25 protein-coding genes and 1 tRNA gene are annotated in these 25763 nt (G+C 40.3%); 12 read left to right on the top strand and 14 right to left on the bottom strand.

Going from position 1 to position 25763, the window contains the following annotated elements; all coding sequences use genetic code 11:
* The first annotated feature begins 41 nt into the window (after nucleotides 1-41).
* The 6 genes from rlmKL (at nucleotide 42) to rmf (ending at nucleotide 8101) form a co-directional block, all read left to right on the top strand.
* Entirely contained in the window at nucleotides 42-2150 is a 2109-nt protein-coding gene (gene rlmKL, locus G6Q48_RS19045; protein WP_166185314.1) for a bifunctional 23S rRNA (guanine(2069)-N(7))-methyltransferase RlmK/23S rRNA (guanine(2445)-N(2))-methyltransferase RlmL, read from the top strand.
* 11 nt (nucleotides 2151-2161) lie between these two features.
* Complete coding sequence (locus G6Q48_RS19040; protein ID WP_102138505.1) at nucleotides 2162-4069, top strand: ABC transporter ATP-binding protein; 1908 nt, start codon at nucleotides 2162-2164, stop codon at nucleotides 4067-4069.
* 30 nt (nucleotides 4070-4099) lie between these two features.
* Complete coding sequence (gene pqiA, locus G6Q48_RS19035) at nucleotides 4100-5374, top strand: membrane integrity-associated transporter subunit PqiA (protein ID WP_102138506.1); 1275 nt, start codon at nucleotides 4100-4102, stop codon at nucleotides 5372-5374.
* A complete protein-coding gene (gene pqiB, locus G6Q48_RS19030; RefSeq protein WP_102138507.1) occupies nucleotides 5371-7020 on the top strand; it encodes an intermembrane transport protein PqiB in 1650 nt (549 codons plus the stop codon). Before pqiA ends, pqiB begins: the two co-directional genes overlap by 4 nt.
* Entirely contained in the window at nucleotides 7020-7574 is a 555-nt protein-coding gene (gene pqiC / locus G6Q48_RS19025) for a membrane integrity-associated transporter subunit PqiC (protein WP_166185312.1), read from the top strand. The genes pqiB and pqiC overlap by 1 nt, the downstream gene beginning before the upstream one ends.
* 356 nt (nucleotides 7575-7930) lie before the next feature.
* Nucleotides 7931-8101 carry a ribosome modulation factor gene (gene rmf / locus G6Q48_RS19020; protein WP_004256131.1) on the top strand — a complete coding sequence of 57 codons (171 nt, stop codon included), beginning with the start codon at nucleotides 7931-7933 and terminating at the stop codon, nucleotides 8099-8101.
* Between the two features lie 132 nt (nucleotides 8102-8233).
* On the opposite strand, the gene fabA is transcribed toward rmf, so the two are convergent.
* The 3 genes from fabA to G6Q48_RS19005 form a co-directional block, all read right to left on the bottom strand.
* Nucleotides 8234-8752, bottom strand: coding sequence for a bifunctional 3-hydroxydecanoyl-ACP dehydratase/trans-2-decenoyl-ACP isomerase (fabA, locus tag G6Q48_RS19015; RefSeq protein ID WP_004909641.1), 519 nt, complete (start codon nucleotides 8750-8752; stop codon nucleotides 8234-8236).
* 96 nt (nucleotides 8753-8848) lie between these two features.
* Nucleotides 8849-10585 carry an AAA family ATPase gene (locus G6Q48_RS19010; RefSeq protein WP_166268058.1) on the bottom strand — a complete coding sequence of 579 codons (1737 nt, stop codon included), beginning with the start codon at nucleotides 10583-10585 and terminating at the stop codon, nucleotides 8849-8851.
* A 208-nt stretch (nucleotides 10586-10793) separates the two neighbouring features.
* A complete protein-coding gene (locus tag G6Q48_RS19005) occupies nucleotides 10794-10970 on the bottom strand; it encodes a GhoT/OrtT family toxin (RefSeq protein WP_004909646.1) in 177 nt (58 codons plus the stop codon).
* A 173-nt stretch (nucleotides 10971-11143) separates the two neighbouring features.
* Between G6Q48_RS19005 and matP the strand changes: the two genes are divergently transcribed.
* Entirely contained in the window at nucleotides 11144-11611 is a 468-nt protein-coding gene (gene matP, locus G6Q48_RS19000) for a macrodomain Ter protein MatP (protein WP_166268057.1), read from the top strand.
* Between the two features lie 187 nt (nucleotides 11612-11798).
* On the opposite strand, the gene ompA is transcribed toward matP, so the two are convergent.
* Together ompA and sulA are read right to left on the bottom strand one after the other, a co-directional pair.
* Nucleotides 11799-12869 carry a porin OmpA gene (ompA, locus tag G6Q48_RS18995; RefSeq protein WP_166268056.1) on the bottom strand — a complete coding sequence of 357 codons (1071 nt, stop codon included), beginning with the start codon at nucleotides 12867-12869 and terminating at the stop codon, nucleotides 11799-11801.
* Between the two features lie 355 nt (nucleotides 12870-13224).
* Nucleotides 13225-13746 (bottom strand): SOS-induced cell division inhibitor SulA, encoded by a 522-nt coding sequence (gene sulA / locus G6Q48_RS18990; protein ID WP_166268055.1) that lies wholly within the window; start codon nucleotides 13744-13746, stop codon nucleotides 13225-13227.
* A gap of 231 nt (nucleotides 13747-13977) precedes the next feature.
* On the opposite strand from sulA, the gene G6Q48_RS18985 reads away from it, so the two are divergent.
* Nucleotides 13978-14592, top strand: a complete 615-nt coding sequence (locus G6Q48_RS18985; protein WP_102138513.1) for a TfoX/Sxy family DNA transformation protein — start codon at nucleotides 13978-13980, stop codon at nucleotides 14590-14592.
* Between the two features lie 99 nt (nucleotides 14593-14691).
* Here the strand turns inward: G6Q48_RS18985 and yccS are convergent, their stop codons facing one another.
* The gene (yccS, locus tag G6Q48_RS18980; RefSeq protein WP_166268054.1) at nucleotides 14692-16842 is read right to left on the bottom strand and encodes a YccS family putative transporter; all 2151 of its coding nucleotides are present in this window, start codon (nucleotides 16840-16842) and stop codon (nucleotides 14692-14694) included.
* A 123-nt stretch (nucleotides 16843-16965) separates the two neighbouring features.
* Between yccS and helD the strand changes: the two genes are divergently transcribed.
* On the top strand, nucleotides 16966-19017 hold the full coding sequence (helD, locus tag G6Q48_RS18975; protein ID WP_166185300.1) for a DNA helicase IV: 2052 nt from the start codon (nucleotides 16966-16968) through the stop codon (nucleotides 19015-19017).
* Nucleotides 19018-19072: 55 nt separating this feature from the next.
* Here the strand turns inward: helD and G6Q48_RS18970 are convergent, their stop codons facing one another.
* Nucleotides 19073-19531, bottom strand: a complete 459-nt coding sequence (locus G6Q48_RS18970) for a methylglyoxal synthase (RefSeq protein WP_166268053.1) — start codon at nucleotides 19529-19531, stop codon at nucleotides 19073-19075.
* Nucleotides 19532-19645: 114 nt separating this feature from the next.
* Here G6Q48_RS18970 and G6Q48_RS18965 point away from each other — a divergent pair, with 114 nt between their 5' ends.
* Entirely contained in the window at nucleotides 19646-20059 is a 414-nt protein-coding gene (locus G6Q48_RS18965) for a CoA-binding protein (protein ID WP_102138516.1), read from the top strand.
* Between the two features lie 84 nt (nucleotides 20060-20143).
* Here G6Q48_RS18965 and hspQ read toward each other — a convergent pair whose 3' ends face one another.
* Entirely contained in the window at nucleotides 20144-20464 is a 321-nt protein-coding gene (gene hspQ, locus G6Q48_RS18960; protein WP_004256095.1) for a heat shock protein HspQ, read from the bottom strand.
* A gap of 219 nt (nucleotides 20465-20683) precedes the next feature.
* Here hspQ and G6Q48_RS18955 point away from each other — a divergent pair, with 219 nt between their 5' ends.
* On the top strand, nucleotides 20684-20962 hold the full coding sequence (locus G6Q48_RS18955; protein ID WP_195698474.1) for an acylphosphatase: 279 nt from the start codon (nucleotides 20684-20686) through the stop codon (nucleotides 20960-20962).
* A 6-nt stretch (nucleotides 20963-20968) separates the two neighbouring features.
* On the opposite strand, the gene G6Q48_RS18950 is transcribed toward G6Q48_RS18955, so the two are convergent.
* Nucleotides 20969-21298, bottom strand: coding sequence for a TusE/DsrC/DsvC family sulfur relay protein (locus tag G6Q48_RS18950; RefSeq protein WP_004256090.1), 330 nt, complete (start codon nucleotides 21296-21298; stop codon nucleotides 20969-20971).
* A 183-nt stretch (nucleotides 21299-21481) separates the two neighbouring features.
* Here G6Q48_RS18950 and G6Q48_RS18945 point away from each other — a divergent pair.
* Nucleotides 21482-21569: transfer RNA gene (locus tag G6Q48_RS18945), tRNA-Ser, on the top strand.
* Nucleotides 21570-21776: 207 nt separating this feature from the next.
* On the opposite strand, the gene G6Q48_RS18940 is transcribed toward G6Q48_RS18945, so the two are convergent.
* The 5 genes from G6Q48_RS18940 to G6Q48_RS18920 all read right to left on the bottom strand — a co-directional run bounded on the left by G6Q48_RS18940 (nucleotide 21777) and on the right by G6Q48_RS18920 (nucleotide 25726).
* Complete coding sequence (locus G6Q48_RS18940) at nucleotides 21777-22139, bottom strand: hypothetical protein (protein ID WP_166268050.1); 363 nt, start codon at nucleotides 22137-22139, stop codon at nucleotides 21777-21779.
* Nucleotides 22136-22528 (bottom strand): hypothetical protein, encoded by a 393-nt coding sequence (locus G6Q48_RS18935; protein WP_036967295.1) that lies wholly within the window; start codon nucleotides 22526-22528, stop codon nucleotides 22136-22138. The genes G6Q48_RS18940 and G6Q48_RS18935 overlap by 4 nt, the downstream gene beginning before the upstream one ends.
* On the bottom strand, nucleotides 22521-23384 hold the full coding sequence (locus tag G6Q48_RS18930) for a hypothetical protein (protein WP_154639978.1): 864 nt from the start codon (nucleotides 23382-23384) through the stop codon (nucleotides 22521-22523). The genes G6Q48_RS18935 and G6Q48_RS18930 overlap by 8 nt, the downstream gene beginning before the upstream one ends.
* Before the next feature lie 143 nt (nucleotides 23385-23527).
* Nucleotides 23528-24262, bottom strand: a complete 735-nt coding sequence (locus G6Q48_RS18925) for an outer membrane protein (protein WP_166268048.1) — start codon at nucleotides 24260-24262, stop codon at nucleotides 23528-23530.
* A gap of 627 nt (nucleotides 24263-24889) precedes the next feature.
* The gene (locus tag G6Q48_RS18920) at nucleotides 24890-25726 is read right to left on the bottom strand and encodes a DUF932 domain-containing protein (protein WP_076914184.1); all 837 of its coding nucleotides are present in this window, start codon (nucleotides 25724-25726) and stop codon (nucleotides 24890-24892) included.
* Nucleotides 25727-25763: the final 37 nt, after the last annotated feature.

The following is a 25763-nucleotide window of genomic DNA, read 5'->3' as shown; positions in this document are numbered from 1 at the left end:
TAATGCGCAACAATTTTTCATCCAAATTGGTAATAAATACTATGAATTCTCTGTTTGCCAGCACAGCTCGCGGCCTTGAAGAACTACTGAAAACGGAATTAGAATCGCTTGGCGCTAGCCAATGCAAAGTGGCCCAAGGGGGTGTCTATTTTCAAGCCGACGAACGTGTCATGTACCAAAGCCTACTGTGGAGTCGGCTGGCATCGCGTATTTTATTGCCACTGAATGATTTTGATGTCTACAGTGACTTAGATTTGTACCTGGGTGTACAAGCTATCGACTGGAGTGAAATTTTTTCAGTTAATGATACCTTTGTTGTTCATTTTACTGGGACTAATGAAGAAATTCGCAATAGCCAATACGGTGCATTGAAAGTGAAAGATGCTATCGTTGACAGCTTCGTACGCAAGCTTGACCAGCGCCCTGATGTGGCTCGTCAACAAGCAGATATTCGTATCAACGTCTACCTGAATAAAGAGAGAGCCAGTGTGGCACTCGATTTAAGTGGTGATTCATTACATATTCGTGGCTACCGTGATTTGGCAGGCCAAGCGCCCTTAAAAGAGACACTGGCGGCGGCAATTATTAACCGCTCAGGTTGGCAGCAAGGAACCCCATTGGTCGACCCGATGTGTGGTTCAGGAACATTATTAATTGAAGCTGCAATGATGGCAACGGATAAAGCCCCCGGCTTACACCGTACGCATTGGGGTTTCTATGCGTGGTCTAAATTTAACGCGGAACTTTGGCGTGAATTAACTACGGAAGCACAAGTGCGTTTTCGCCAAGGTTTGAAAGAGACGACATCCCGCTTTTATGGTTTTGATATCGACAAGCGTGTACTTGAAATGGCTCGTGCTAACGCGCGTCGCGCAGGGTTACAAGATTTAATTACCTTTAAGCAAGGTGATGCAGCAGCATTAGAAAACCCAGTTAATACTGATACGCTAGGCACCATTATCAGTAACCCACCTTATGGTGAGCGTTTAGAAAGTGAGCCTGCTTTAATTGCGCTACATAGCCAGTTAGGGCGTATCGTGAAGGCCCGATTCCCCGGGTGGCGTTTATCAATTTTTAGTGCTTCTCCTGAGCTACTCAGCTGCTTGCAACTGCGTTCAGAGCGTGAGTTTAAAGCCAAAAACGGCCCTTTAGATTGCGTTCAAAAGAATTATCAATTAGCGGCTACACCGTCAGAAACTATTGCGGAAATTTCACCTGATTTTGCAAATCGTTTACGTAAAAATATCAAGAAATTAAGTAAATGGGCGAAGCAGCAAGGGATCGATTGCTACCGTGTTTATGATGCCGACCTACCTGAATACAATGTTGCGGTTGATATTTATGGCGATAAAGTGGTGATCCAAGAATATGCGCCACCGAAAACCGTAGATGAACGCAAAGCTCGTCAACGTTTGTTTGATGTGATCACTGCAACAATGAATGTGTTAGAACTGACATCGAATCAGCTAGTGCTAAAAACGCGCCAGCGCCAAAAAGGCAAGCAGCAGTATGAGAAATTAGCGCAAAAAGACGATTTCTTTTTAGTACAAGAATACAATGCGAAAATGTTGGTGAATTTGACGGACTATCTGGATACGGGGTTATTTCTTGACCACCGTATTGCCCGTAAAATGTTAGGCCAGATGAGTAAAGATGCGGACTTTTTAAATTTGTTCTGTTACACCGGTACTGCTACTGTGCATGCAGGGCTTGGTGGCGCGAAAAGCACCACTTCCGTTGATATGTCACGTACTTATCTTGAGTGGGCTGAAAAAAACCTACAAGCGAACGGGCTAACAGGTCGTCAACACCGTTTAATTCAAGCGGATTGCTTGAGTTGGCTGGCGAATAGCCAGGAACAATTTGATTTGATCTTTATTGATCCCCCAACATTTTCAAATTCAAAACGTATGGATGGTACATTTGATGTACAACGGGATCATATCCAGTTGATTACCCATCTAAAACGGTTATTACGCCGTGGTGGAACCGTGATGTTCTCTAATAACAAACGTGGTTTCAAAATGGATCTTGAAGCAATTAAAGAATTAGGATTACAAGCACAAGAAATCACAGCGAAAACACTGTCAGAAGATTTTGCTCGTAACCGTCAAATACATAACTGCTGGCTAATTAGCCACGCAGAGTAAGGATAGAATCAATGGCTTTAATTAATTTGTCGGGTGCATACCTTTCGTTTAGTGATGCACCTTTACTCGATAATACTGAAATTCATATCGAAGATAACGAACGTGTATGTTTGGTTGGCCGCAATGGTGCGGGTAAATCAACGTTAATGCGTGTGTTAACGAAAGAGCAGCCGCTGGATGACGGTCAATTAATTTACGAACAAGACTTGATTGTTGCTCGCTTACAGCAAGATCCACCGCGTAATATTGAAGGTACTATTTTTGATTTTGTGGCTGAAGGCGTTGCAGAACAAGCTCAGTACCTTAAAGATTATCACCATGTTGCGAAAGAGGTCGAAACCGACCCGAGCGAAAAAAATCTCAATAAATTAGCTGAATTACAAGAGGTGTTGGATAACCGTAATTTATGGTTATTGGACTCTCGTATTAGTGATGTACTGAAAAAACTTGGTTTACCTGCGGACGCAGAACTATCTTCATTATCAGGTGGTTGGCTACGTAAAGCGGCTTTAGGTCGTGCGTTAGTGAGTAACCCGCGAGTACTCTTTTTAGATGAGCCAACCAACCACTTAGATATTGAAACGATCCTTTGGCTGGAAAATTTCCTAAAAGACTTCCAAGGTAGCATCGTATTTATTTCCCATGACCGTTCATTTATCCGCAATATGGCAACGCGTATTATTGATTTAGACCGTGGGCAATTAGCGTCTTGGCCGGGTAATTATGATGACTACTTGGTGAATAAAGAAGAAGCTTTGCGTGTTGAAGAGATGCAAAATGCAGAATTCGACCGTAAATTAGCCCAAGAAGAGACGTGGATCCGCCAAGGTATTAAAGCGCGACGGACTCGTAACGAAGGCCGTGTTCGTGCGTTGAAAGCGTTACGCGTAGAGCGTTCAGAGCGTCGTGAAGTGATGGGCACAGCGAAAATGCAAGTGGGTGAAGCTGCCCGTTCTGGAAAAATTGTGTTTGAAATGGAAAATGTGAATTACCAGGTTGATAATAAAGTACTGGTAAAAGATTTTTCAGCTCAAGTATTACGTGGTGATAAAATCGCTTTAGTTGGGCCAAACGGTTGTGGTAAAACAACATTGTTGCGTTTAATGCTGGGGGATTTACAAGCAGATAGCGGACGAGTGCATTGTGGTACTAAGTTGGAAGTCGCTTATTTCGACCAGCACCGTGCGGCATTGGACCCAGATAAAACCGTGATGGATAACTTAGCGGAAGGCAAACAAGAAGTCATGGTGAATGGTAAGCCACGTCATGTTCTTGGTTATTTGCAAGACTTTATGTTTCCACCAAAACGTGCGATGACCCCTGTTAGGGCGCTTTCTGGTGGTGAACGTAACCGCTTGTTACTTGCACGTTTATTCCTAAAACCAAGTAACTTATTGATCCTCGATGAACCGACTAACGACCTTGATGTCGAAACTTTAGAGTTACTCGAAGAGTTAGTTGATGGTTACCAAGGAACGGTTTTATTGGTTAGCCATGATCGAGAGTTTGTCGATAACAGCGTGACAGAGTGCTGGATCTTCGAAGGTAATGGGGTCATTAACCGTTTTGCTGGCGGGTATTACGATGCTCAACAGCAAAGAGCACAAACCGTGAGTTTGAAAGCAGAACAAACAGGTAAAGTAGCTGGCCAAGATAAACCGACGAAACCGAAAGAAGCGGTAAAACGGTCAAATAAGCTCAGTTATAATTTATTACGTGAATTGGAACAATTGCCAGCAAAATTGGAGCAACTTGAACGTGATATTGAAACACTGCAAGCTCAAGTTGGTGATGCTGATTTTTTCAACCAACCACATGATGTGACAGAAAAAACGCTGAGTCAGCTATCTTCAAAAGAAGCTGAATTGGAGCAAGCGTTTGATCGTTGGCAAGAGCTTGAATTGCTGAAAAACGGCTAATAACGCTTTAATTAAAGGAGCAAATACACTTTGTGCAACCATGAGTCTCATGAACATGTGCTTTGTCCTCAGTGTGACATGTTGGTTGCGGTTCCTGAATTGGAGCAAGGAAGCAAGGCAACATGTCCACGCTGCGAAACCACATTGGTCTCAAAGTGGCGATATCCGTATAAGCAGCCAGCAGCATATGCATTCAGCGCATTAATTATGCTATTTGTTGCCTGCTTATTCCCCTTTGTTAAGATGGGCGCCGCAGGGATTGAAAATGAAATCTCGCTATTCCAAATTATTGAAATTATAGCCGCCACGCGCTATAGCGGTTTGGCACTCTTTTTTCTATTCTTTTCATTGATTATCCCTGCATTTTGCATGGTCACAATTATCCTTTTAGGGTTGCAAGTTCATATTCCTAAAGGCATTAAAGTGGTGATCACCCGTATTTTGTTCCAAATGAAAGCGTGGTGTATGGCTGAGATTTTTCTAGCGGGGGTCTTAGTCAGTTTTGTTAAATTAATCGCTTATGGCGATATTGGCATTGGGTTAAGCTTTTTACCTTATTGTGTATTTTGTATGCTGCAAGTGAGAGCTTTTCAATGCTTAGACCGCCATTGGCTATGGAACCGAATTGAAGCAGCACCTAAATTAGATAGGCCGTTAATCGTCGGCCAGACGGGTATTAAGCAAGATGTACGTTTATGTCTTGTGTGTACGGCAATTTTACCTGCTGAACAATCAAAATGCCCACGCTGCCACTCTCATGGTAGTGTACGGAAAAATCAAAGTTTACAATGGACTTTGGCACTTTTAGTGACATCAATTATGTTGTATATCCCTGCAAATGTGTTGCCAATGATGACCACAAATACGTTGGGAACAGCATTAAATTCGACCATTATTGATGGCGTCATCTTGCTGTGGGAAGACGGATCATATCCTGTTGCCATGGTGATTTTTATTGCCAGTATCATGGTGCCTACATTGAAAATGATTGGAATTGCATGGCTTTGCCTAGATTCCAAAGGGTACGGTAATCGCGACCCACATCGTATGCATTTTATTTATGAGTTAGTGGAATATGTTGGCCGTTGGTCAATGATAGATGTGTTTGTTATCACTATTTTAGCCTCTTTGGTTCAAATGGGGCAGTTGATGAATATTGTCCCTGCGATGGGGATTATTTTCTTTGGTGTGGTTGTTATTCTCACAATGTTTGCAGCGATGACTTTTGACCCTAGATTAACTTGGGATCGCTGTGAAAGAAAAAATGCAGTAAATACTGTTGAACAAGAAGGAGTCATCGGGTGACTGATAAAGAAACACCACAGGCCAATGCCAAAATTAGCAAGCTAAAAAGTTGGTCGCCTGTATGGGTGATCCCAATAGTGACAGTCTTGCTTGGTGCTTGGGTCTTATTTTACCACTTTAGCAACCAAGGCCCTGAAGTGACATTAATCACTTACAATGCCGAAGGAATAGAAGCGGGTAAAACCAAAATTAAAAGCCGCAGCGTTGATATTGGCGTTGTCGAAAGTGTGACACTTGATGATAACTTTAGTCGAGTGATCATTAAAGCGCGCTTGAATAACGAAATGAAAGAGTTGTTGCGTACCGATTCCGCGTTTTGGATTGTAAAACCGACAATCGGGCGTGATGGCGTCACCGGGCTGGGCACATTACTTTCAGGTGCTTATATTGAGCTTCAGCCGGGGTTAGCGGCAAAAGAGCATTTCGAGTTCACTCTATTGGATACTCCGCCTCTTGCATCACCAGATGCCAAGGGAATTCGTGTTGTATTGGTGAGCGATAAGGCAGGGCAGCTAAACCCGGGTGACCCAGTGTTATTCCGTGGTTATCGAGTCGGTTCTGTTGAAACCAGCGACTTTGATATGGATAAACGCGATATGCGCTATCAATTATTTATCAATGCACCTTATGACAAATTGATTAGTTCAAATGTACGTTTTTGGAAAGACAGCGGTATTGCTTTTGATATGTCATCCCAAGGTGTTCATGTTGAAATGGGCTCAATTGCTACACTGCTTACCGGTGGTGTAAGTTTTGATGTTCCAACGGGGTGGGTTCCTGGTGCAAATGTGAAGGAAAATACTGAATTCCAACTGTTTGACAACCAAAGCAGTATTCAAAACTCCTTGTATACACAGTATCAAGACTTTGTCTTATTTTTCTCAGACTCAGTGCGAGGCTTGCAACCGGGTGCACCGGTAGAGTTCCGTGGTATTCGTTTAGGTACCGTTGCACAAGTGCCTTTTTATACGGAAGGTTTAGACCAATCTCTGGATAATGACTTTAGAATTCCTGTTTTGATCCACATTGAGCCGGAACGTTTCTCTAAGGATGTCGGTAAGAACTTTAATTTGAAAAATGAATTAAATTTAGCCTTGAAAGATGGCTTGAGGGCATCATTAAAGTCAGGGAATTTACTCACTGGCGCATTATTTGTTGATCTAGATTTTGTGCAAAATGCTGAGCCTTATAAAGGCCCAACTGTGGTTGCTGGCTATAAAATCATCCCAACAACCAGTGCAGGCTTAGCGCAAATTCAACAAAAAGTCATTGCGGTGTTGGATAAAATCAACAATATGCCAATTGAACCGATGCTTAACCAAACAACACAAACATTGGCAGAAGGGCAGAAAGTTGTTAAAGAAGCTAATGCGATGTTGGCACAACTCAACAAAGTTATGGCGAGTAAAGAGTTCCAAAATTTACCTCATGACTTGCAAAAAACACTGCAAGAAATGAACCGTGCAATGCAAGGTTTCCAACCTGGTTCACCAGCCTATAATAAAATGGTGGATAACATGCAGCGTTTAGACCAAGTATTGAGAGAAGTTCAGCCACTTTTACGTACTTTGAATAATAAGAGTAATGCGTTAGTTTTCGAAGCTGAACCAACGAAGGATGTTGAGCCTAAAGGAGTGAAAAAATAATGAGATATTTACTATCGATATTTGTTTTATTATTGGCAGCTTGTAGTAGTACTCCAGAGAAAAAGTACTACCAATTGCCAATGAAAACTCCTCAGACACAATCTGCAGAGGTGATGAATAAAGGCCAAGTATGGTTGCAACGCATTATGTTATCAGATGTGCTGACATCAAATGGGATTACCTACCAGACGACAGATGTCAGTTATACCAATGCAAGTACACATCTATGGGCTAGCCCATTAGAGCAACAGCTTGGCCAGTCGATGGTGAGTGAATTATCTGCAGCGTTACCTGAAAAACTGGTGTCTTTGCAGCCATTACAGAACTCACCGGATACACTTGATATTACTTTAACAGCCTTTAATGGGCGATATGACGGCAAAGTATTAATCCAAGGTTTTTGGACTTACTCTCATGATAAAAATGTGATCCGCCGTAATTTTGATGTGCAGCTAGACCAAAATGAAGATGGCTACCCTGAGCTGGTTCGTACGTTATCGATGGGTTGGCAACAAGTGGCTGAGAGTATTGCGAAAGAGATAGATAAATACTAATCTTTGGTTATTACTTAAGTAATTTATATTAAATGCACCTTGAATATATGTGGTTTATATATTCAAGGTGCATTTTTAATTTAATTAAATATAGATATTCTTTTAATTTATATATTAGTGAATAATAATTGCTTTTGTTCTCTAATATTATGATAAATAAAAGAATGTTTTTATTTTGAATTAAAATCAATAGGTTATGTTAATTGTCATATACAAGTCACATTTATGCCATTTATGACAAATATATGAAAATCTTTACTTGATTTTTTTATCAACGGGCGCTATTTCTATAGGGTACCTATTAAAAATAGTAGGTGCTGTTTTCTTTTCCATTTAAATGATGAGGGAAGTAAGGCATGAAAAGACAGAAGCGAGACCGTTTAGAAAGAGCTTTATCAAGAGGTTATCAAGCAGGTTTAGCAGGGCGCTCTAAAGAGTTGTGCCCGTATCAAGCAGTAGATGCTCGGTCGCATTGGCTAGGTGGTTGGCGAAAGGCGATGGAGGATCGAACCATAGCGGTGGTGTAACCCCCCACATTCTTTGATCGTTTAGCTTAAATAACCTGTACTCGTTTTCTTGAGTATTTTTCGGGTTTTTAAGTTTAAGATATCAATTCATTTAAGAACCTCCGCGATTGCGGAGGTTTGCATTTCAAATGTTTAGAATGCGCTCGTATCTTTAAAAAGACCCACTTTTAAGTCCGTTGCAGTATAAATTAATTTACCGTCAACTAATACTTCACCGTCAGCTAACCCCATGATCAGCTTACGGTTGATCACGCGCTTAAAGCTGATGCGGTAAGTGACTTTTTTCGCAGTAGGCAGAACTTGGCCAGTAAATTTAACTTCGCCAACACCTAGAGCACGTCCTTTACCTTCGCCGCCGAGCCAGCCAAGGTAGAAGCCAACTAGCTGCCACATTGCATCGAGGCCTAAACAGCCTGGCATGACAGGGTCGTTTGTAAAGTGGCAGCCAAAGAACCAAAGGTCTGGATTAATATCCAGTTCAGCTTCCACATAACCTTTGTTAAATGTACCGCCATCTTCAGTCATACTGACGATACGATCCATCATCAACATGTTTCCTGATGGGAGTGGAGGACCATTTTCTCCAAATAACTCGCCTTTACCAGAAGCAATTAAATCATCTTTTGTGTAGGATCCGCGTTTCTCAACCATGTTCTTAAGATAGCCTTTATTATGTGTAGGGCTACAGGATAGCTTACACTTGTACGCTGAACAACTCCGATCTGCTATTTTTTACGCAATCTTTACTTAACTAATCCATTTTAAGAACCAAGGAAGTCTGGCTTTATCAGGTGAGTTTGCTTGATTGATTCTTTCTTGAATTAAAGCTAACAGGTGTACATTTTCTTCTTCAGCTTGCTGTTCAAAGTAAGGTTGCTTAGTCAGTAAAGTAATGGCTTGGGCGACATGTTCAACAGGCCAAATATGGAATTGGCCTTCTTGTACGGCTTCAACGACAGCTGATTTAGTACATAAGTGGCGAACATTTGCCATTGGGATAATGACACCTTGGTTGCCTGTTAACCCACGCTTTTCACAGATATCAAAGAAACCTTCAATTTTTTCATTCACCCCGCCAATAGGTTGAACATAGCCAAATTGGTCAACCGCACCTGTGATAGCAACTTGTTGATCAATAGGCTGTAGTGATAATGCGCTAATTAAAGCGCACAGCTCTGCGAGTGATGCGCTATCACCATCAACTTCACCATAAGATTGCTCAAAGACGATAGAGGCGGAGAAAGGCTGAGGTTGCTCTAATTTAAGCTCGTAATTTAAATAGGCTTGCATGATCATCATGCCTTTGGCATGGATATTCCCACCGAGCTCTGCTTTACGTTCTACATCTGTGAATTCACCGTCACCTAAATGTGCGACACAGGTAATACGGGATGGCTCACCAATGGCGTCAGGGTGCCCTGGATATTGCAAGACAGACAAGCCATTAACTTGGCCGATAACTTCGCCCTCAGTTTTAACGAAGATTTGTTCTTGCAGAATATCGTCCTGAGTACGTTCAGCAAGAAAACTGTGGCGCCATTGGCGGTTTTCATTTGCTTGCTTAAATGACTCTTGAGTCAACAAATGGTTAACATGGTAATGGCTGGCATCAACAAGAGAGCGAACTAACCAAAGAATATCAAGAGGAAGATTAAATTTATCCTCACAGTAACGTACAGCTTGTTGGATAAAAGGGACCCATCCATCAGGCGAAATATGTGGTAATTTATTGGAGTCAATAATGGATTTTATATAACGCATCCATAAGCTCAATTGTTCCTCATCTTCGAAGAACATAACAGGCTCATATTCGCCATAAATAGCGCAGCTAAATAGCTCCGGTGATGTAAATTCAAATTCTTCTAAAGCTAATCTATCACCAACAATAATAACTTTAAGCTCTAAAGGTTGTGGCTCAATTTCAATCGGTAAAGGCTGATTTTCAGAATAAGGCAACCATTCAAGTTGTTGACGGTTAACCATATTTTTTAGGCGAGCCCACATTAAAGGTTGGTTGATTAATGCGCTAGCTGCGATAACTAAGATCCCGCCATTAATTTGGTGAAGTAATCCTGGCACTAAATTCAATGAAGGGGTGACATAGCCAAATAATTGTTCGGGTTCTATCCAACTACGGTAAGCGATTTTTTCATGAGAAGAGAAACGGCTTTTAACACCACTTTTCCACTGAAAAAGACGGCTATCTTCAGATAATTGATAATCACCATCAATGGTATTTATCTCTGCCAGTAAGGGGGTAATTGCATTAGCATAAAGGCTAAGATACGCCTCACTTTCATCAGACTTGATAAACATAAAGCGTGTTTGGGCAAATTCATCAACGAAATGTTGTATGCCATCAGATAGCCTAGGCTGAATATCTGATAAAACTGTAGGGGGCAACGTTTCTGAAGATACAAATTTCGTCTGAAATGACGATAAGTTAGGAATTAGGCCTTGCCATGTTAGTTCTTGACTGATCACTATAATTATCTGCTATTAATAGGGTTATAAATAAAATGCCTGCCAATAAGCTGGGCGTATATGCCTGAATAAGGTTTATTTAATAAATTTGCTAAATAACATTGTTTGTTTTATAAACAAATTTCAGGCTCATTCATTACCCAATGGGCAAGCTTGCTATATTAGCCTTTGATAGGCAATCTTGCAGCAATAATTGTTGAATTATCGACTAGAATAATGAAAACATAAATACGATTGGTAGTGTCATTGGCCAAGTTAAGCCAATAAGTATGGCGCTCAGTAAGCGCATAAAACAGTTAGGGTCTTTTGTTACGAGTAGGGTAAATAGCATTGCGCATACACCGCCAATCCCATAGATGACGAGTATGTATTCAAATGTGGACATGCAGTTTTATTAATTTGTTAACAGATAGGGGCAGATTGTACACTATTTTTACAAGGGCAGGTTATCTTCTTTATTGAAAGAGTGAATATTCCACTAAATCGAATATCTGCTTGAGTATTTTGTATATAATCTTGCTAATATAAAGATAGGTTCAATTTTCTTCAGGAAAAATTATGAAATATCAGCAGCTTGAAAATCTTGAATGTGGCTGGAAATGGGAATACCTCGTCAATAAGGCAAGGGGTGGCGAAGCAATTACCCGCTATAAAGAAAGAAGCGCAGAAAAAGAAGCGATAGACTTGCTGCTAAAAATGGAAAATAGACCGATTGATGTACTAAAGTGGATCACTCTGCATATGAATCCAGAGCTTGATAATCGAATGAAACAGAGTATTCGAGCGAGGCGCAAGCGTCATTTTAATGCAGAACACCCACATACACGTAAGAAATCAATAGATTTAAACTTTTCGGTGTGGCAGCGTTTGTCTAATCTTGCTGTGAAGCGTAATAAGACGTTGTCTGAAACTATTATTCAGTTGATTGAGGACGCGGAACATAAAGATAAATATGAAAGCCAGATGAGCTCATTGAAACAAGATTTACAAGCGATCCTTGGGACCCCAAAGGGAAGGGATAATTAAAGAAAATCAGTGATGAGCGTCGCTTAATCGTGTGTGTCCAAGCAAGATACCCTTATTACAGAATTAGATTTTTGAAAGTAAATTTTGGGGTTGTACTTGTTCTGTTTTGTTATTTCTGACAATAAAAAACCCCAATATTCATTGGGGTTTTTGTTTTTCAGTTCGAAATTCAAACTAGGGCTAAGAATTAAGCACCTGGTTGAGTTACAACTTCAGTTGTACCTTGGATTTCGATTTCAACGCGACGGTCTGGCGCTAAACACTCGATCAGAGCAGCACGGCCTTTAACATCGTCACATTTGTTACCAGTTACTGGATCTTCTTTACCACGGCCTTCTGCAGCGATTGCGCTAGCTGGAACGCCTTTAGCAACTAAGTAGTCAACTACAGACTGAGCACGTTTTTGTGACAGTGGCAGGTTGTAGTTTTGTGAACCGATACGGTCAGTGAAACCAACTACCAGTACGCGACCTTGAGTTGGGTCGATGCTGCTCAGTTCGTTGTACAGCTCATTCAGAGCTTCTTGACCTTCTGGTTTCAGGCTTGCTTTGTTGAAGTTAAACAGAACGTCTGAACGCAGAGTAAAGCGTTTGTTTTCAACAACTGGAGCTGGAGCAACAACCGGAGCTGGAGCAACAACTGGAGCATCAGCTTGACCGAAACGGTAAGCAACACCAACGCTCAGCATGCCGTTGTCTGGACGAGTACCGATGTTGTCTTTGTCACCTAAGTTACTAACCCATTGGTAGTCTAAACGAGTAGCCCACTCTGGAGTGATTGCGTACTCAAGACCCAGTGCGTATACAGGTGCAACGCCAGTGTCAGTTTCTTTGAAACGACCTTGAGTTTGGTTAGCTTTAGCTTCTGTACGGTAAACCATACCACCTAAACGAGTGTAAACGTCTAAGTCATCCATGATTGGATAGCTTAATTTAGTGGTTAATGAAACACCCATAGATTTCAGGTCACCGCTGTTGCCAGCGCCTTTGTATTTCATTTTACCGAACCAATCGTAACCAAGCTCGAAGCCCATATATTGGTTGTATTGGTAACCAGCAAATGCACCAGCACCGATAGTATCACGGTCAGTAGTATTACCTACGTGAAGATTAGTTTCAGGTGAAGTGAATTTAGTGTCTTCATAGTGAGACCAACCTAATTTAGCACCGGTATACCAAGTGTTATCTTTTGGAGCTGCTTGTGCAACGGTTGCAAAAGCTGCTACTGCCACTGCTACTGCGATAGCTGTTTTTTTCATTTTTACGCCTCGTTATCATCCAATATTGGCTTGGCTTCGCTGAGCCTTATTATATGCCATTGGTTTAATTTACTTGCTAGGTTTCGCAGACATTATCTACAAAAAAATAAGAAAAGTAAAAAAATAATGCCATAAGCCGAACAAGCTAAAGTCTACAACGAACTTAAAAAGATACAAGTAGAGTGAGCAATAATCGTTAAAAAAAGTGTTTTTTTAGTGTATAAATCAGAGAGATATGTATATTTTTAGCAATGATTATTTTTAATCTATCTGATTGATCTACAATACTTTTAATTTAACTTTAGAGACAAATATGTCTAAAGGTTAAATTTAGTAAGAAAATTCTTAATCTTGCCTAGTGGTAATGATTTGAATGAATTTTTAAGTGGTTTGACTGTCTTGCTTGTGTACTAACCATATCATATGTTTTCTGTGGGCGCATAATTAAACCGATAGAACGGCCTTCTTGAGCAGCATATTGCAAACGAATAAAATCTTGCTCGCTTATTTCCGGCAGCCACCCCAAAACCACACTATAATTACCACTTCTTAATGCTTTTTCCATGGCATCAATCGTAGTGATATCTTCCATATGATTTAATTGCATAACTTTATTGGTGGGTATACCTGATTGTTCTAACCAGTGTTTACTGAGTTTTTTATTAGGACTTAGCCAGAGTAACCAGCGTGATTGAACCCCAAACTGGCGAAGCATGGGTAATAAAATGTAATCCATAATAGGGTGTTTTTCATCGTAAACAAGTTCGCTCACCATACCTTGTTGCATAGAGCTGTTAGTAAGCCCTGTCGCAGGGATTGATTGTGCGTAATTATTAAGAGAATGTTCTGTTGAGTTGTTCCAAGAATAGATGCTCATAATTTACCTCGTTACAATGCTGTATGAACATACAGTAACTGTATATCCATCCAATATCAAGACTATTTTTTCAAAGCGCTTCGCAACTTTGTTGTTTTTTTCTGCATTCTTCTTGGCATTTTTTATGGATGCTCTCAAAATTGGTTATGCGTAATTATCTGTAAAAAAAGAAATTATAAAATTAATTTTCTCAAGGATGAAAATTGAGCATACCCAAAAAGGAGTTTGGTAATGTTGTTAGAAGAAGAAAAAAATTTTTATTTATCCCGTTTGTTAAGTCAGTTTGGCGAGTTAAAACGTAAAAATCATTTCGGTGGGTTTTGTCTATTAGTCGATGATGCAATTGTAGGGTTGGTACTCGACGGTTGTTTTTATTTGCGTGGCTGCTTAGTGGCAAGAAGTCACTTTGAAGCGTCAGGGTTTAATCGATTAGTTTATACTAAAAAAGGCATTCCATTGGAAATGCGTTACTACCAACTTTCGGAACAAGTTTGGCATGACGAGTCCTTGTTTCTTCAATATATTGAGCTGGCATACCGTTCAGCTATCGAGGAATTAAAACAAAAGCAATCAATGACTATGCGTATAAAAGATTTGCCTAATATGAATATGTCGGTTGAGCGCGCACTAGGGAAAATAGGTGTATCTCATGTTGATGATTTGCGTTTGATGGGCGCAAAGGCTTGTTTTATGAAGTTAAAAAAACATGGTAGGAATAACCCCAGTATTAAGTTACTCATTGGCTTAGCCGCTGCAATAGAGGGGTGCCATAGTGCTGTTTTACCCAAGGATATCAAACAAGAGTTAATTGCTTGGTATAATAGTTTTGAGTTGACGTCAGCCTAAACCTGCGAAAGTGGACTGGTATTTTTGTAGTTAATATTACATTACGCCATATGAAGATGGGCGGGTATTTAGAATTTCAATACCCGCTCATCGGTATATTTATGACGCACTAATGGTTCGAATTATTTGTTTTATCTCAGGAATTAGTTCGAGCAATAACTTAGTTTGTTCCATGATAAGTAACGTTTTTTCGTCATCACTGGTTGAAATGTTATCTATGCGCTGCAATAAACTGTGGCGAAGTTTATCTGATTTTTCATCAATAACGAGTGGGTCAATGGTTGTGATTTGTAGCGATGATTCAACATAACAAATAGCGTCGTTGAGTAATGAAAGATTACCTTCATTTTGCATTTTTTCACGATGCGCACCTAATGCAGAGATATAGCTGAGTAAAGTGTGGTTTAAGCAGAGAAGGCGAAAAGCTTGTTCTTGAGTGATTCGATAAGACTTAGGGTCAGAAGCCATATTGGAGACAATAGAAGCGAATTCTGCATCATTATTATGTGCGTCTCTTCGTGCGATTCGATATTCAAGGCGGTTGTCTTTACCTTGGTAGTACTGTTGTAAAATAGCATCTAAATAACGGCAGTTGCTATCCATGGTTTTTTGTATGACCTGGGGAAGTTGACGGAATTTCCAGTCAGGCCAAATGAAGCTGACGGCAAGTAATGCAATAAAGCAACCAATTAATGTGTCAATGATCCGTGGAAGTGCAACGTCAAACCCTTCGCCAAGTAGGTTAAAACAAAACAAGACGAGTAGCGTGATAAATAAGGTTGCTTGGGCGTATTGGCTACTGCGAAACATAAAGAACAGTAAACCAGAAATAACGATTAGCGTGAGTTGGCCTTCCATTGAAGGGATTAAATTCAGCAAGGGTAAGCCAATGAGAATACCAACAATCGTGCCTATTATACGTAGAGCTAAACGGCGTTTAGTGGCGCTGTAGTTAGGTTGGCATACAAATAAGCTAGTGAGTAATATCCAATATCCTCTTTCCATATCAAATAGTTGGATGATGATATAGCCAGTACAAAGGAGAATTGACATTCTGACCGCATGGCGAAATAAAGAGGATTTCGGGGTTAAATGGTGTTTAACTCGCGAAATAATATCATTAATACCTGATAACGATTCGTCAGATAATTGCTCTATTTGTTTATTATTTTGCTGCCATGTACTTTGCTCAAGGCTTAGGCCTTTAAGTTGAACGTCAATGCCTTTTAAGTTTTTAAGCAAGTTATACAGAGCTTTAATTTCATGAAGCTCAGGTGATTGCTGTTTTAGTAGCTGTAGCGATTTTTCAATGTAAGTGAAGGTACGTTCAAAACGAGGGTTATGTTGGTATTGTTTACGCCATAAAACCGATTGAGCAACTTGCTGGCAGGCTCTTGCTTGCATGGTTAGTAGGCGTTGGAAACGAAATAAAATATCACAATGACGTAAAGTACGGCTAAGTTGTTGGTATTGTATGTGAGATGAACTTGCTCGTTCGTGAATATCTTGGGCAACAAAATAATAATGCAGTGAATTTCGCGTGCCTTTTTGTCCCCGATCTCCTTTTAATCGGCTCAGTAATGCAATTTTAGCTTGGTTCATGGTGCTAACTAAATGACTGTTTACTAAAGCTAAATCATAAACTGAACGTTGGTAGTCATCTTCTAAGTCTGGGTCAAATAAGTTGGCTTTTGCATCTAGATAAGCTGAAAGTTGCTGGTAGCATTGGGTTATTGCATCTTGTAGTGGCCTAACAGGAAATAAAATATGGCCAATCAAAGTTAAGATATTATACCAAATTGCCCCTGTGAGTAATAATGCAGGTTGTTGGTACCAAGTATCAAAAATAGGTACACCGAGCATGGTATAAATGGCAATTAACAGTGCACCAAATGCGATGGTTGCGTATCGCTGCCCTAAAGCACCAAGAAGAATAAAACCACACGTGGAAAAGGCGAGGCCAAAAAAGAAAAACAAAGGGTATGGAAACAGCAGTTCAATTGAAACGGATGCAATAAAAAAACAAAAAAGTGTAATAATTAAATTTTTTATTCTGCCAGTTAGCCTATCATCTAAGTCAGTCAGTGCTGCAGCAACCACGCCCAAGGTAAGTGGGATAGTGATTTTAGGCTCTTGGTTTAATAACCACGGCACCAAGGTTGCGCCTGTCAGGGCTATAAAGATTCGGATATAATATAAAATATGGCTGTTATATAGCACACGACGATAACTGGTAAGCAGTGTTAGCACAAAGTACCTCAAAGGTAAGACAAGCCCTAATCTATATAGGATAGCTTGTTTGCAAGGAATAAAAAACCGTTTGGAATCAAGCCAACCGTATTTTTGTCATTGATTTTCTCAGGTGCAGGACGTATGGAACTGAAATCAACACAGATTGGACAGCGTCTGGCTCAGCATCCCTACAATCGGGTTCGCTTGCTCAACGCAGGTATTGAAGTGAGTGGTGAAAACCACCAATATCTTATCCCATTTAATGAACTCATTGATATTCGTTGTAAGAGAGGGATTGTTTGGGGGGAGTTAGAATTTGAAATTGTGAATGAGCAGGTTGTTCGTTTACATGGTACGGAATGGAAGCAAACTCAGCGCTTTTATCATTACTTAAATGAAAAATGGCAACAATGGAGCACTGAAATGAGCCACGTCAGTGCTAGTGTATTGAGTGAATTAGTTAATTCGATTGAACAATTGACGCAACAAGATCATTGGTTGACGTTGCGCCACTTAGCCGAGATAAAAGATAAAATATCACAGAAATTCTCATCGCTACCTATGCCTTTGGCGCGCCTTTTATTATTTGAAAATTGTGCACCACAATATCACGAATGCTTAAATTGGCTAAATAATGGCCAAAACTGTCGACGGCAAATTAACGATCACTGGTGTGAGTCTGTCTTAGTTCACTATCACGATTTTTTCCAGCAAGTAGAAACATCACCACTCAATTATTCACAGTCTTTATCTGTAATTAATGGTGAGGATAACGTATTAGTACTGGCGGGGGCTGGGAGTGGTAAAACATCAGTCCTCGTGGCTAGGGCTGGCTGGTTGATCTTGCGAGGTTTGGCAAAACCAGAACAAATCCTATTGTTAGCTTTTGGTCGCAAAGCGGCAGATGAAATGAATGAACGTATTCATTCACGACTACAACAAGATATTGAAGCAAAAACTTTCCATGCTCTTGCTTTACACATTATTCGTGAAGGTAGCAAAAAATCGCCAGTAATTAGTGAGTTAGAAACTGACACTCAAAAACGGCAAACACTATTATTAAATGAATGGCGAGAACAATGTTCAGCAAAGAAAGCACAAGCAAAAGGCTGGCGAGAATGGCTTTCTGAAGAATTGCAGTGGGAAATTCCAGACGGTGAGTTTTGGAAAGACGAAAAATTAAGCAATAAAGTGGCTGCTAGGTTAGACCGTTGGCTAAGCTTAATGCGTATGCATGGCGGTAGCCAGAAGGACATGATTGATAATACGGAAGAAGAAATAAGGGACCTTTTCCAAAAGCGCATTCGTTTAATGGCGCCGTTATTGAAAGTGTGGAAAAGCGCTTTGAAAGATGAAGGTGCAATTGATTTTTCTGGATTAATTCATCAGGCCATTAATATTTTAGAGAAAGGGCGTTTTATTAGCCCATGGAAACATATTTTAGTCGATGAGTTCCAAGATATTTCGCCTCTTAGAGCTAAATTATTGCAGGTACTACGACAGCAGAATAAGCAAACGACGTTATTTGCTGTTGGAGACGATTGGCAGGCTATCTATCGGTTTAGTGGTGCAGAATTAGACTTAACAACATCGTTTGAGCATAACTTTGGCATTGGAGAACTTTGCGCTTTAGACACCACTTATCGTTTTAATGAGCGTATTGGTGAAGTGGCTAACCAGTTTATTTTACAAAACCCAATGCAGCTAGATAAACCATTGAATAGCTTAACGAAAGGGAATAAAAAATCGGTTATTCTTCTTTGTGAGGATGCCTTTGAACGTTTGTTGGACAAAATGAGTGGCTATGTGCTTGATGATGAAACGGTATTAGTGCTAGCCCGCTACCATTATTTAAAACCTACTATTTTAGATAAAGCCAAAACTCGCTGGCCAAAATTAAATATTCAGTTTATGACGATTCATGCCTCAAAAGGGCAGCAAGCAGACCATGTCATCATTTGTGGTCTGAATAGCGGAAAGGATGGTTTCCCTGCTCCTGCGCGCGAATCAATCATTGAGCGAGCTTTATTGCCTAAACCAGAAGATTTTGATCACGCAGAAGAAAGACGTTTGCTGTATGTCGCATTAACACGGGCTAAGCAGCAAGTTTGGTTACTCTATGACCCAGAAAAACCGTCAGAATTTGTTGATGAACTCAAGCAATTGGGCGTTCCAAAGCAAAAGAAACCTTAAGGTAATCTTATTTTGTATTAAGCGCCAGAATGCTGTGGCGCTTAACATTGGTAGATTAGTTAGTTCGTTTATTTAAATAGCTTTCGTAATCAGGAATAACGACGTCTATTACATTATCAAAATAGGGTGATGTGATTAAAAAATCAGCAGTTGCAGGGTTGGTCGCGACAGGAATATTCCAAACTGTAGCCAAACGTAGCAATGCTTTAACATCAGGGTCATGAGGTACAGCGTTAAGAGGGTCCCAGAAGAAAATCAAGAGGTCGATTTTTTGTTCTGCGATCATTGAGCCTATTTGCTGGTCTCCCCCCATAGGGCCACTTAGCGTACTGGTGACTGGCAACCCAGTGTGCTGGTGGATTAAATTACCTGTTGTGCCGGTTGCGTATAATTTGTGAGTTTGGAGCCGTTCATTGTTTTTCTTAGTCCAAGATAATAATGAAGGTTTACAGTGGTCATGGGCAACCAAAGCAATATTTTTTGAGGCTGTAATTTTACGGGTTGTTGATTCCATGATATTCCCTTAAGTAAGATGCGAGATAAACATCTTTAAAAATTGAATGAGCAAAGATATACAACATATATCATAATGCTAATGAATAGTTTATAGGTTTTGGGAGATATTTTGATGAGAGATCAAGAAATTGCTGAAATTTTAAAGTGTGTTCGAACTATTGCTTTAGTGGGAGCGAGTGATAAGGCAAATAGGCCGAGTTATGAAGTTATGGAATATCTTTTGCATCAAGGCTATACCGTTATTCCAGTGAGCCCCAAATTGGCAGGGCAAACTTTATTAGGGCAGCTTGTATACGAAAAACTTAGTGATATACCAGAGCCTATTGACATGGTCGATGTGTTTCGTAATGCAGAAGCTGCAGTAGGAGTGGCCAGAGAAGCAGTGGAAATTAAAGCTAAAGTTTTGTGGTTACAAAAAGGGGTGATTAGTGAAGAAGCACAGCAAATCGCTTTGCAGGCTGGTTTGCAGTTTGTTATGGATAAATGCCCAAAACAAGAAATACCTGCTTTAGGTCTTGAAAAATAAAGTATTTCTAGCGTTAAAAAAGTAAAGCAGCTAGTGAGCTGCTTTACGGTTGCGTTCATAAATAACAATATAAATATTTGAAGGTTAGTTGCGAAGGCGAGGTGCTTGCAACTGAGACCTTATTGATTCCGCTAGTTCATCCATTGATGGTTGCTCTGGATGGTCTTCTACGGTTTCATAAGTAATTTGAGCTTCAGCCAAATAAGTATGAACAGCATCCCCATTGTCATCTTCCATAACAACATGATACCAAGGTAGATCGCGTAGTGTGCTGTTAGCGGCAATATCATCATCATGTGGTTGTTCGAGCGAATACTCAGCGTCTACATCGACAACAACGCCTAAGTAGCCGAGAAGTTTGTGTCTAACTTGTTGCCCGATTCCATATTTACTGGTGATCATCATAGCGACCTCCTAAAAGCCTTGCTTATACTTCAAACTATATGTGGGCAGTGCTACGCGTTTTCAAGCTAAGATATAGACAATTATCAATAACGCAATACACTGTCTTTATACGTAACGATCAAAAGCAGTGCCTCATTTAGCAGATTATCTGTTCAATGAATAAAAAACAACTGTTAAAAGAAGGTATCAATACATTATGCTCTGACAATGGAGGCTCACATGATTACATCAGGTCGATATTTTTATATTTATGGTCGTGTTCAAGGGGTTGGGTTTCGTTACCAGACCTATCATTGGGCTAATCAGAATGGCATAAAAGGCTTTGTGTGTAACCGGGATGACGGTAGTGTTAAGCTAGCTATTTATGGCTCAGAGCAAGATATTGAGTTTGTTGATGAGTGGCTGAAAGCTGGGGGGCCTCCAGGGGCAAAGGTAGACCATTTTTTTACCGAAAACTGGAAAACCGAGCCAATAGCGGACTTTAGTGTCCGCTATTAGCGGAAATTAAATGCATTTCACCGGTTTTGGCAGGCCTGCAAGTTTAGTCGCTTGTTTAGCAGGACCTTTAGGAAATAACCGGTATAAATAGCGGCTATTGCCTTTTTCTTCCCCAAACTGCTGGGAAACTGCTTTAACTAACATACGAATAGCAGGAGAGGTATTAAATTCCAAATAGAAATTCCTGACGAAACGGATAATTTCGAGGTGTTCATTGGTAATTTCAATATCTTCTTGCTGTGCGAGTAAAGGAATTAATTCTTCACTCCATTGTTGGCTGTCAAGCAGGTAACCTTGCGCATCTGTTTCTATTTCTTGATTATTAAAAACCAACATACTCTTTTTCAACTCAAATAAAATTAGAACGTAAATTTAGCAAAAATAGAGATGTAACCCAAGTAAAGTCGTTAGAATGTTGATATTTTCGCCTAACAGTATGAAAGACGTATATTTTTAAAGCGAATGATCACATTAGGGGTTTACATCCAATGAGAGGATGTTTATAGTGCACGTCATTGCGGAGGGGTGGCCGAGCGGCTGAAGGCAGCGGTCTTGAAAACCGCCGATGGGAAACCATCCGAGAGTTCGAATCTCTCCTCCTCCGCCAAAATTTGATGCCATGCTATTGATTAGCATGGCATTTTTCTTTTTGGGGTTTTATTGGTATACCATCCAGTATGCCATTTTATTTTGGCTTCCCTCCTATTGCATTAGTGAGTATTGGACGCAATACAGGTATATAGTGAACTCTAATTAAGATGGACAATAATGAAGGTGAGGTTACCCACCTTCAATTATTATTTTATCATGAGTGCTAATTCTTAGTCATGCACTCAAATATCCCCAATGTGTTTATGTTCGTGGTACTAACCCATCCGAGTTTAGCTGATTCAGGTAAATCATCAAAAAGTGTTATGGCATGGTAGAGTTGTACCCATTGTTCATCAGCTGTTCGTTTAGCGACCCAGAATTGTTCTTTTCCTGATGTGGGCTGATAGTTGATAGACTTGGAAGCTCTATCGGGTTGATCATAAACCTGAAGCGTACTGACAGGAAATGGGCTGAACTCAACACAATCTCGATAGGTTGGCTTAGGTTGTTTGCCGAAATAAATCCCCAATATGACGACTGCGATAATTCCCACAAAAGGAAGGCTATTTAATGTGCGATTTTTCATTGAAAGATAACCTCCACATGGTCAATGTGTTTTCCTTGACTGTAAGCATCCAGCCACACTTTTTTGTTAATACGGGATAAGCGGTAATAGGTATCGAGAGGGCCGTCTTCACAATCGCCAGTTGATGTACTAAATAGTTGGTTGGTTTGACTATCAATCACTTCGGCAATTACGAAGGCACATTTAGCGCCCAGATTTACTGTGCTCGTGACGACATAACGTCCCTCTAGGTAATCGTCAACACGACAATCCTTATCGGCAATCGCTTGGTTATTACACATTGGTGTAAAACCACTTTTATCGATGGCGGTATCAAATACATTCGTGTTAAAGGCGCTCGCGGTAAAATTGAGGCAAAACACCATGAAAATAAATACGTATTTAGTCATGATTTATCCTCATTGTTGAACCGTCTTTCTGATGGTTGTTTTTCTGATAGGTGAGTCGACCTAATGTGATTGCAATAGCCAGTTCGATAAAAAATAGCAGGAATAATCCGAACATATTTAATCGGTTAGGCAATAGAACGTTAAGGAGTGCCAGTAGCGCTAAGATAACAAGGGAAATGATTGTTGACAGGGTTATCCTGAGTTTCCGAGAACGCGTTGCCGTGTATTGTTGTAGGAAGCCATACCCCCAATACCCCACATAACCTGCGATAGTACCCGCTAGAATCACCATGATATTGAGATTGATTTGGTTGCCAATGCCTATCGCTAAGGCATTCATAATGACAAGGTATAGCGCTAAGAATGTCATTAAACGGAAAATAGGATGCGGGTATTGAAATGGATGGGATACATTTTTAACGGTATGGATATAGACAATAACGCCAGCGCTCAGTCCGATAAGGCAGGCGAAAAGGAGGAAAATAAAAAAGTATTCATAAAGTATAAAAATTAAAGCATGGTCAAAAACCATAAAAGGAATAATCCCGATGAGCAATAAGTAGATAACACATAAAGAGGCGATGAAAGCGAAGACGAATGCCAAAATTTTTCGCGTTAGCATTAAACGGAAAGGGATACCCTTAAACCCATAAATGACCCACAACAATATTTGAGAAATCAAGAGTGGAGCTAACATCGCGATAAGGTAATACAGTAGATACATTAAGGGCTTACCAATAAATGAGTCGATACTATAGTGATTGGCGATGATGACTGTAAAACCGAATACTAGCACTAAGCTAATGATGAAAAAAATTCGTTCAACACCTAAACGAATATGATTAATTGAATTCATTTTTACCTCTTTTTATTACAATTTTTTTGTGGTTAAAATTTAACCGTGGTTATTTTTTTTGTTTAACCAATAAAATAGCCAACATCAAAAAGGCATGTTGGCTAGGTAAGTTGAGGGTAATCTTTAAGGCTGAATGCCAGAGATTAGAATCGGTAAGTTAAACCAAGCATGATATCGTTGGCCTTCACTTTGATTTTTGAGGTGTTTTCCCCATCGCCTACCGCTGTCGTGATGTCGGCTTTTCCAGCATCTAAATAGCGATAACTCAGCCCCATATCCCAATCGTCATTGATGGCATAGTTCACCCCCGCACCGACACTCCAGGCAAAGTTATTGGCGGTATGCGTGTGAGTATCATGCAGAGAGAGTCCTGGAGTATAAGCATCAGCGCGGGTAGTTTTAAAATCCACGGCCGCATAGCCTAGCCCGACAGAGATATACGGCGTGAAATTTGAGCTATTTTTAATGTCGTAGTACCCATTGACCATTAACGTATTGAGTTTGATTTGGTTTTTAATATCACGAGTTTGATGTACGCCATTACGCACACGGTCGAGGATATTGTAGGTTGAATTCGCTTTATCACGCGCCATAAATTCCAATTCAGCGCGAACAGGGATATCAAACTGATTGGAAAAGTCATAACCTAACGCAAGTCCACCGCCAAATACGCCAGTACGATGGCTATCTCCATTTTTTGTACCATTATCACCGGCATCAGCATAGCCGCTGTAGACAAACTGCTGGCCAGACATTTGCACAATGGATGCGCCCATTTTACCCGTGACATAAAGCCCCGTTTTACTGTCATCCGTGTTAGCGAATGCTGGTAATGAAATGCACCCCATTAGGGCGGGAACAATAAACGCTTTTTTCATGATTGATTTCCTTTTAATCAATATCACATTAAGTATGGTTGAATCGCGTTATGTCAGAGGAAGGCATGAAAGATTTGACTCAATCACCTTAATATCACTGACATAAAGATAATTTAGCGTGAGACAGTTTAACTTAATCGATCTGTTTTACCTATCAATAATTAAAATACGATCGGTAATATCGATCGTAACTATCAATAAACGGTTATCGATCGGCGTAATCGATCAACTGTTGTTTTGGTGCTTAAATAAGAAAAAGAGTTGATGAGAGAGTGAGTCAAAATGGAAGGGAATAAAATGATGTTTAAAGAATTCTCTCCTTTCTTGAATAGGTTGGTATGCTCGATATTATCAAGTACCAAAATACGGAATAAGTCTTTATGTTAGCGCTAACGCTTTATAAGCAACGCCGTTTACTCATGTTATCGATATGAAAACCGAACTCCGTTAAGACCCAATGGTTTGATGTATGTAGTTGAATCATTCCTTTTTTCTCCAGCGAGTTGAGTGTCCTTTTGTTGCAGAGTGAGGCATAATTGAGTTTCACATTACCCAAGGTTTTTAGTTGACGTTCTGATAGTTTCATCGCGTTCACCGTAAGATTCAATTATTTAACGTATGCTGTGGCTATAGTTGTTCGCGTCCAGCAAAATGAGCATGCATTTGTTCTGTCAGTACCCACAACGCTTTATTAAGCTTAATATCCCCATCAATTCCATTCACTGAACGCGTGCGAGCGCGTTTACCTTTGGCATTCCTGCCTGATAATCCTCCCTTGATTAAATTTTCCTGCAAACGTTGGTACACTGTCCAAAGATCGTCTTTTTTATCTTCAAAGCGGCGAGGTTGTAACACTTGGGCTTCAGTGATCGGTTGATGTTCTTCGCCATAACGATACATGAGAGCGGCTTGGGCGAAGATCTGTTGTGCTGGTGGCGGTAATAGTAAGGACTGCATTTGCTCACGTTTTTCAGCGATAGCATCAAACGTATCTAACACTTCATAAGCCCCTTCAATGACTTTATTCACCACATCGCCCTTGTGCGGTACTCTCACTTCACCAAACGTGTCACCGCAAACGAGGCCATTACAGCAAATGGCTCTAAAGAAGCCGGGTAACATTTGATAGCTACTTGAGCCATCATGGCTATTGAGTAAGATGATTTCAGGCACTTGATTTCCTGTAATTTGATCATGGCGTCGAAGTCTTAACATATGCTTGGTGTGCTCTCGGCGACTAGCATCACGTACACGAGTCTGGCAAGCAAAGAACGGATAGAAGCCTTCTTTTTGAAGACTATCCAATAAGGTAATCGTAGGGATGTAAGTATAACGTTCACTTCTGGATTCGTGTTTTTCTTCTGAAAATACGCTAGGTACTGTGCGGAATAATTCTTCAATGGTTAGCGGGCGGTCACGACGAATAGAGCAAGCATTGCCAAAACGGGAAGCTAAACGAGACATAGGGGTTCTCCTCAATAATTAAACTGATAAATCATTC

The organism is Providencia sp. M-27 (assembly GCF_011077905.1).
GTDB lineage: Bacteria > Pseudomonadota > Gammaproteobacteria > Enterobacterales > Enterobacteriaceae > Providencia > Providencia huaxiensis.
This window is presented reverse-complemented; position numbering and strand designations above follow the sequence as displayed.